Raw genomic sequence first — 5,835 nt, 5'->3', positions numbered from 1 at the left:
ACCCCAGAAGAAGGGGTAATGGATGTAGAAGCCGGTGAAAATCAGCAGAACCATGGCGACGAGGTTGATCCAGTGCGTGATCACGAACGGCAACGGATGCGCCTCGCGGTAATGTGCCAAATGCGCCATGTTACTTCACCCCCCAAGGGCTCGTGACGGTTTCGAAACGCTTGCCCGTAGCAGGCTCGGAGATATGGACCGAGCAGGCCGTGCAGGGGTCGAAGGAGTGCACCGTGCGCAGCGCGTTGATGGGCTTCTCGATGTCGCCCACCGGCACGCCGATCAGAGCCTCCTCGAGCGGACCATGCTGGCCCTTCTCGTTCTTCGGAGCCAGGTTCCACGTGGACGGGATGATGATCTGGTAACCCTGGATCTTGCCGTCCTTGACGGACTCGCTGTGGTAGAGAGCGCCACGCGGGGCCTCCCAGAAGCCGGAGCCGTCGCCCGTGGTGGTTTCGGGGGCGCGGAAGTACTCGGAATCGCCGGACTTCACGGCCTCGATCAGCTCGTCGACCCACTCCTTCATGAGCGTGGCGATGTAGAGCGTCTCGATCTGGCGAATGGCGGTACGGCCGAGCGTGGACTGGGCCACGGACAGGTCGCCCTCATGGCCGAGCGCCTTGAGGAACGCGTCGACGTGCTCCTTGACGAAGGGCACGTTGCGCTTGTAAGCGGCCAGGATACGGGACAGGCTGGTGGCCTCCATGGAATTGCCGTTGTAAGACGGGCACTTCACCCACGTGTAGCGGTCGTCCACGTTGTAATCGGTGTACTCCGGCTCGGTGGTGAAGTTCGGAGCCTGATAGGTCTCGGAGCCCTTGTACCAGGAACGGCCGACCCACTCGGCGATGGCCTTCTCGTCGGGCTCGGAGAGGTTGAGGTTCTCGTCGAGCACGCCGGAGGGCAGATAGCGATTGGCCATCTTGAAGTCGTCGCGCTCGAAGACGCCCCAGGCGATGTAGCGGCCCGGACCCTTGCCGTACTCGAATGCATCGGCGTAGTAAGGGGCGATCGCCAGCACGTCGGGGATCATGGTCGCCTCGACCCAGTTGTACAGCTCGTCGACCAGCAGCTTCAGGTCGTCGAGCTTCTGGTCGGTGGGCACGAAGGCCGTGCCGCCCGGACGCAGGGTCATGACGTGCGGCATCTTGCCGCCCAGCAGGGCGCTGATCTGAGAAGCCTTGGCCTGCATGCCCAGGGCCTCCAGGTAGTGGGCCGTGCAGATGAGGTCGAGCTCGGGCGGCAGCTTGAAGCCGGTGCCGTCCTCGGCGTCGAACCAGTTGCCGCTGAAGATGGACAGCTGACCGTTCTCGGCGAACTGGGACAGGTGCTCCTTCAGGGCGACGAAATCGCTGTTCATGGAAGTGCCGGCTGCACGAGCCAGGTCCATGGCGTCGGCCGGGTCGGCCTTCAGCGCGTTCAGCGGGTTGACGTAGTCAAGGCCGGCCAGGTTGTAGAACCACAGGATGTGACTGTGCAGGAACTGGGCGCCTTCGAGGATGTTGCGGATGATACGGGCGTTGTTGGAGATGGTGATGCCATAAGCCTTCTCAGCCGCGATGGAGCTGGCATGGGCGTGAGACACGGGGCAAACGCCGCAGATGCGCTGCACGATCTGGGCAGCGTCCTCGGGCGTGCGGTTCTCAACGACCAGCTCGATGCCGCGGAAGCAGCCACCGGATACCCAGGCGTCGGATACCTTGCCGTTCTCGACTTCCATCTCAACGCGCAGATGGCCCTCGATACGGGTTACGGGATCGATTACGGAACGCGTCATGGCTTACCTCCCTTCCTTGGTTGCATTGGGGTCGTCGTGACCGGTGTCTTCCTTGTACAGCTTCTGGCGCTCGGCCTCGGACACCTCGTAGGTGCCCACGGACTTCTCGGGGTGCTTGGCATCCCAAGCGCGCTTCTTCTCGAAGTCCGCGCCGCCGTCCATACGGCCGGTGGCCTTCATGCCGAAGCCGTGCACCACGAGGGCGGCGGCCAAAAGGCCGGTCACGCCCACGGCGATGGTGGTGGGCTGCACGTCCCAATCGCCGATGTGCAGGCTGCGGTGACGCTTGATGAACGGGGTGTTGACCTCGACCCAGTTCTGGCCCGGGTCGTTGGGGTTGGCCTCGCAGCAGCCGATGCACGGGGCGCCGGCCTGGACGCACCAGCTGCGACGATCGTTCCACATGACCACGCCGCAGTTGGACTTGGTCTGAGGACCGCGGCAGCCCAGCGGATACAGGCAGTAGCCCTTCTTCTCCTCTTCGGAACCGAATTCGTAGACGAACTCGCCGTTCTCGAAGTGGCCGCGACGCTCGCAGTTGTCATGAATGGTCTGGTTGAAGATGCCGGCCGGCTTGCCCTCGGAGTTGAGGTCCAGATCGGCGGGCTTGAGCTTCATGAGCACGACGTCGACGAGCACGCTCGTGAGCCACTCGGGATTGGCCGGGCAGCCGGGGACGTTGACGACGGGCACGTTGATGCCGGCCTTCTTGAGGTACTGCTGCACGCCCATGGCGTCGGTGACGTTGGGCTTGGCGCCCATCCAACCGCCGTTGACGGCGCAGGAACCCAGCGCAACCACGGCGTTGGCGTTCTTGGCGGCCTCGATCAGGTGCTCGGTGCCGGGCTTGCCGGCCACGCGCAGGGCGTTGCCGCCCCACTTCTCCTGGATGGCGCCTTCGTAGATGAGGATGTAGTCGCCGGCCTCGATGGTCTGCTCCTTGGCCTCCTCCATGGAATAGCCCGCTGCAGCGGACAGCGTCTCGGAGTAGTTCAGTGAGATCATATCCAACACCACCTCTGCGGCGTTGGGCGTCTGAGCCTGGGCGAACGACTCGGTGCAACCGGTGCAGGATGCGCCTTCGACCCAGATGACCGGGTAAAGGTTACCCTTCGTAGCGCCGATGACGGACGTCTCGAGGGCCTGGGCGACCTGCGGGACCGTCAACTGGGACAGCCCGGCTGCAGCGGCGACCGTGCCGCACAACTTCATGAAGTCGCGGCGGGTAACCCCCCTGGCCTCGAGCATGTTCGCGAACGCGGACATTGCGGCCTCTCCTTCCATACGCACACCTCCTTACAGGTGTATCTCGTCTGGCCTGTTTCCAGGCCCTTTTGCATATGGAGCGAAGATACGCGATGGGCGCGCGGCTCGAGGGCCGGTCCGTACCGGCTCGAGCTTGCGGCCTGGATGGCGCCGCACGCAACGCGACGGAAGGCGCGGGGCTTGCAGAACCCGGGCCTTCCGTCGTGAAACGCGCACGCGCGCCTTCGCCGATTGGGGATGAAATCGCAGACTTCCATCCCCAGTCGTCTCCACTCCTGTTCGTTATGTTATCACTCGCGCATTTTTATACAGAACCGTTATCATATCTTCGCAAGATAAATGAATAAATCTGCATGAAGGAGCTTCGCATGACCGCTGAACCCCCATCCGCGTTCGCTTACCTGGGCCCCGCCGGAACCTATCACGACGAGGCGGCGCGCGCATTCGCCAAACGTTTGGGCATAGACGACCCGCAGCTTATCGAGTGCCCCTCGCTGTCCGAGGTGTTCGACTGCGTGGACCGCGGGAAATGCGAATACGGCGTGGTGGCCACGGAAAACGCGCTCGAGGGGCCTGTGACGGCCACGCTCGACAACTTCGCGTTCCGCTCGAGCGCCACCATCTTGGGCGAGCACGTCCTTGACATCCACCACTGCCTGATCATGCATCCCGAGGCAACCATGGCCGACGTGAAGACGGTGGCCAGCCACCCGCAGGGCCTGGCGCAGTGCCGCCGCTACCTCAACGAGAACCTGCACGGCATCCCCACCGTTACCGTGGCATCCACCGCCGATAGCGCGCGACGCGCGGCATCCGACAAGTCCATCGCCGGCATCGGCAACACCTTCGCCGCTCAGCTCTACGGGGCGCGCGTGGCCGAAACGGGCATCGAGGACCACTTCGGCAACCAGACGTCGTTCGCGCTGATCGGCCGCCAGGGCCATGTCCCGGTGTTGACGGGCAGCAAGTTCAAAACGTCGCTGGCGCTGTTCTTGCAGGCAGACCGCCCCGGCGCGCTGCTCATGATCTTGTCCGAGTTCGCCTACGCCGGCATCAACCTGGTCAAAATCCAAAGCCGCCCGACCAAGCAGGCGCTCGGCGACTACATGTTCTTCGTGGACATCGAAGGCTCCACGCAAGACCTTGAGGTGCAAACCGCCCTGAACTGCCTGCGCCTGAAGCTGCGCGAGGTGAAGGTGCTCGGCAGCTACCCGGTGGAATAGGGCGCTGCCCCGCTGAGCGAACGAGGGAAGGCGGGGTTGCATCTGGCGCATTCGCCTATCGCAACGCGGGCGGCGAACTTGAGGCGCCCCTACCCGAACGATGGTCAAGCGATTGCGTACGCTTATATATATGCAGCGAAACGAAAGCGGCCGCTCCAACGAGCGGCCGCTTTCGCCGTTTAGAAGGCTATGACCCCGAGATGCTCGAGCAGAATCTTCACGCCGATGAGGATGAGCACCACGCCGCCCGCGATGGTCGCGGGCTTCTCGAAGCGCGCGCCGAAGAAATGGCCCACGGCGACGCCGATGAAGCTGAGCACGAAGGTGGTCACGCCGATGATGGTCACGCTCGGCACGATTGCTACCTGCAGAAATGCGAAGGTAATGCCCACGGCAAGCGCATCGATGCTGGTTGCGATGGCCAGCATGAGCAGCTCCTTGATGTCAAGCTTGGCATCTTGTGCTTCCTCGCCCTGCTCATCATCCTCGTGGAACGCGTCCCACAGCATCTTGCCGCCCACGAACGCCAGCAAAGCGAACGCGATCCAGTGATCGATGGGCGTGATCAGCTCGGCAAGCTGGCTGCCCAACGCCCAGCCGATTAGGGGCATGAGCGCCTGGAATCCGCCGAAGAATAACGAGATGACGACCGCCTGCCTCATGTTGAGGCGGCTCATGCCCAAACCCTTGCAAATGGAAACGGCGAAGGCGTCCATGGAAAGCCCCACGCCGATCAAGAACAACTCAACGAACCCCACGATGATCCTCTCGTCTTGAACCATACCCCCGTCGGACACTTAGCGCTACGTCCCCGAACCGTCATGGACGCTTTGGGGACGTAGGATTATGTGTCCGGAATTTGCGAGCCGCTATTCTTTATGGGAACAGACGCCCGTCTTCCTGGCGGAAGAAGCCTTCCCGTTCCAAGTCGGCACAGATGCCGGCGAACAGCTGCGGATCGACCGCCTCCCGCCCAGCCGCACGCTCCTCGGCGTCCAAGCGCGACGCCGCCTGCTCGACGGCTATGCCCGGGCAGGCCAGCACGATGCGAACCAGGCACGCGCGCTTCTGCCGGCGCGACCCCTCGAACGCCGACTGGCGCGCGTAATGCGCGCTTCGCCGCGAAGCGTTTCCCACCTGCGACTTCAAATCCGCCCCCACATCCAGCAACGCGTAATACCATTGCCGAACCTGGCCGGCCCCGGGACAGCACGCCGCCACCAAAGGCTCAAGCTGCTTGTCGGACACCGCTTCGCAATCGGGGAACAGCGTGTGGATGAACACGGTGCGCACATTCGTCTCGATGTAGATGGCGGGAAGGTTGCGGGCGAAGGCGGTGACGCCGGCCGCCGTGGCCGGCCCGATGCCCGGCAGCTCTCGGAGCTGCTCCGCCGTTTCAGGCAACCGACCCGCAAAACGCTGCGAGCATTCCTCTGCCGCGCGCTTAAGCGCCAAGGCGCGCCGGTTGTAACCGAGCCCCTGCCATTCCGCCAGCACATCGGCCGGTGCGGCGGAAGCCAGCGCATCGGGGGACGGGAACATGCCCATCCAACGCTCCCAGCGCCCGAG

At 63.7% G+C, this 5,835-nt stretch carries 5 protein-coding genes; 1 reads left to right on the top strand and 4 read right to left on the bottom strand.

Features of this window, described 5'->3' with window-relative positions:
- Window positions 1–130: 130 nt before the first annotated feature.
- Both Q0H50_RS07970 and Q0H50_RS07965 read right to left on the bottom strand, forming a co-directional pair.
- Window positions 131–1,777 (bottom strand): nickel-dependent hydrogenase large subunit, encoded by a 1,647-nt coding sequence (locus Q0H50_RS07970; RefSeq protein ID WP_294421185.1) that lies wholly within the window; start codon window positions 1,775–1,777, stop codon window positions 131–133.
- Between the two features lie 3 nt (window positions 1,778–1,780).
- Window positions 1,781–3,061: a hydrogenase small subunit gene (locus Q0H50_RS07965; RefSeq protein WP_294421183.1), complete on the bottom strand. Its 1,281-nt coding sequence runs from the start codon at window positions 3,059–3,061 to the stop codon at window positions 1,781–1,783.
- A gap of 350 nt (window positions 3,062–3,411) precedes the next feature.
- On the opposite strand from Q0H50_RS07965, the gene pheA reads away from it, so the two are divergent.
- Window positions 3,412–4,266 carry a prephenate dehydratase gene (pheA, locus tag Q0H50_RS07960; RefSeq protein WP_294421181.1) on the top strand — a complete coding sequence of 285 codons (855 nt, stop codon included), beginning with the start codon at window positions 3,412–3,414 and terminating at the stop codon, window positions 4,264–4,266.
- Window positions 4,267–4,445: 179 nt separating this feature from the next.
- Here pheA and Q0H50_RS07955 read toward each other — a convergent pair whose 3' ends face one another.
- Window positions 4,446–5,048, bottom strand: a complete 603-nt coding sequence (locus tag Q0H50_RS07955) for a manganese efflux pump MntP family protein (RefSeq protein WP_294421179.1) — start codon at window positions 5,046–5,048, stop codon at window positions 4,446–4,448.
- A 94-nt stretch (window positions 5,049–5,142) separates the two neighbouring features.
- Window positions 5,143–5,835, bottom strand: a 693-nt coding sequence (locus tag Q0H50_RS07950) for an adenine glycosylase (protein WP_294421178.1), incomplete at its 5' end; no start/stop codon positions are given.

It is taken from the genome of uncultured Senegalimassilia sp. (genome assembly GCF_934632265.1).
GTDB lineage: Bacteria > Actinomycetota > Coriobacteriia > Coriobacteriales > Eggerthellaceae > Senegalimassilia.
This window is presented reverse-complemented; position numbering and strand designations above follow the sequence as displayed.

Bases quoted from the DNA above. Each gene is read 5' to 3' on its own strand.
- Q0H50_RS07970 (WP_294421185.1), bottom strand. From the start codon at position 1,777: ATGACGCGTTCCGTAATCGATCCCGTAACCCGTATCGAGGGCCATCTG.
- Q0H50_RS07965 (WP_294421183.1), bottom strand. From the start codon at position 3,061: ATGGAAGGAGAGGCCGCAATGTCCGCGTTCGCGAACATGCTCGAGGCC.
- pheA (WP_294421181.1), top strand. From the start codon at position 3,412: ATGACCGCTGAACCCCCATCCGCGTTCGCTTACCTGGGCCCCGCCGGA.
- Q0H50_RS07955 (WP_294421179.1), bottom strand. From the start codon at position 5,048: ATGGTTCAAGACGAGAGGATCATCGTGGGGTTCGTTGAGTTGTTCTTG.